Consider the following 2,050-nt stretch of genomic DNA (forward strand, 5'->3'; position numbering starts at 1 on the left):
AATTTATTATTGACAAAAACATTATCTTTACTATCTGAATAAAGAGTAGTGTATTCGGCACTCCGTATCGTAAAAAACCATGGGATAGCGTCCCATGGTTTTAAAAAAGTTATAGTTTATGAATTTTCAAATCACATTTATCTTCTTCTGCCACATCCATCGCTGTGTATATCACTTCAAAGAATGTTTTCCCATCAGTTGTTGCAAAATAATTCGCAAGGTTAGTTACTTTGGAACTTATTTTATCCCCCCACGGAGGTTTTTGTGATAAATCATCAATATCCCATATAACATGTTCTGGCGAGTGTTTTGATAATTCCTGTTCAATTTCAATTAAATTAGCTTTTGCCACAGAAACATCATCCGAATTTAGTTTGTCATTATATAACTCATTCATAATTAAAGGGTATTTTGTCCCCCATCCTTCTTTTTCTAAATGGTATGAGATTGTTGAAAAGAATGAATGTACAAAATCGCTATGACCTAATTCGTAATAAAAACAATCTACTAATATTCCTACTGTCATCTAAATTTCACCTCTAATCCATCTTAAAAATTATTTCTGCTACTCCGTTTGTTCTTCCATTTATTTTTTGTTTAATGTCCCTTAAAACATCCCTTGTGACATTTTGACCTCTAACATCAATAATAACAGACTGCTTAGTTTTATAAGGTAAATCACTTATCCGTTTATTAATTTGTTTTGACACGTTTCTTATTAAGTTACTTCTACCAGAAGACGTAGTCACTTTATAATTTTTAACTTCTATGCTATGACCGTTAATATAAAAATCTGGTCTTGAACTATTTTTAGTGCCATGACTTACTTCATTCCTATCCTTGAATGATACTTGGTCACGATATCCAGGATATTCTTTTCCTACATCAATTTCAGATTGTCTCCATGATGGTCTAGTTTTATCTATACCCTTAGTACCATCCCCGAACGCCTTCCTAGCCGCCAGCTGAATCTGATCCTCCAGACGATTCATCACATTATAAGGAATGGGGCCAGCGGTAACAGTTCCTAAAGATGGACTCAGTCCCTCAACCTTGGCAGTTATCTCACCAAATTTACCAACTTTCGTACCTAGATTGCCAATTTTGCTGATCCCTTTATCACCTAAAACACCAATTCCTAAAGTCGTAAAGAGGTAAGTAAAATATTTACTCCTACTTTCCGCATCTCCGTTGATGACATCCCAAACAAATCCATCTTTCACAGCTTTCACCATATATTTACCCGTATCAACAACTCTTCCGAAAACAGCTTTTGAATCAAGGTAAAGTTCGGTTCCGATTAATCCAGTTTTCAATAGTAAGTCAGGACTTGAGGTGGGACCCAGATATTTTTCAGCCAATTTGTAAAGGCCTTTCCAGCCCTCAATGGTATCTCCTACAGCTTCCCCAGAACCTACATATATTCCTTTCAAAATGTTATCAATGGTTGGTTCGATAATTCCTACCTTTGCACCATCTTGGACTTCCTTAGGGATATCTGTGACGACTTCATAATAAATATTTGAGTCCTTTCCAATCTTCTGGTATTCCATAACGATAAGCCCGTCTGGATAGACCAGGTATTTAATACTTTTGTAGTTTCCGTAAGCTTCCCTTTTAATCGTTTGAATGGGAGTCATGTTTCCTTTTTGTACAAATTCACCTAGTAGACTCCGATAGGCTTCTTCCCTCATTAATTTCTGAGGTGTAAAGTTGGTGATGATTTGCTTGTTTCCCTTAAGATTCGAATCCATTTGTTCGATAAATCGGGACATCGTTTGAATATCTTTACGAACAGAATCCAGTGATCGTGTTGCTTGTTGGTCAAAGGAATGCAGCTGATGAAGAGTCGTCTTCACCTTTTCTTTTGCTCGCTTGATTTGATGCATTGTTTCGTCATCTTGTAATTTTGGCAAGTGTACAATATCACTGACTTTTTGGATGATGCGATTGCCTTCGTCCGTTAGTGAACTTGTTACACTTTCAACCTTTTTTAGGCCATATTCTAAATTGTAATCTAAAAATACTTCATTTATAAACCCATTTTCAT

At 35.8% G+C, this 2,050-nt stretch carries 2 protein-coding genes; both read right to left on the minus strand.

Annotated elements, in window-relative coordinates:
• Positions 1–109 precede the first annotated feature (109 nt).
• On the minus strand, positions 110–526 hold the full coding sequence (locus B5V89_RS18840; RefSeq protein WP_107920982.1) for an immunity 70 family protein: 417 nt from the start codon (positions 524–526) through the stop codon (positions 110–112).
• A 13-nt stretch (positions 527–539) separates the two neighbouring features.
• The coding region (locus B5V89_RS18845) for a T7SS effector LXG polymorphic toxin (protein ID WP_215540268.1) at positions 540–2,050 on the minus strand (1,511 nt) is incomplete at its 5' end.

The sequence above is a fragment of the Heyndrickxia sporothermodurans genome (assembly GCF_003055045.1).
GTDB classification, from domain to species: Bacteria; Bacillota; Bacilli; order Bacillales; family Bacillaceae_C; genus Heyndrickxia; species Heyndrickxia sporothermodurans.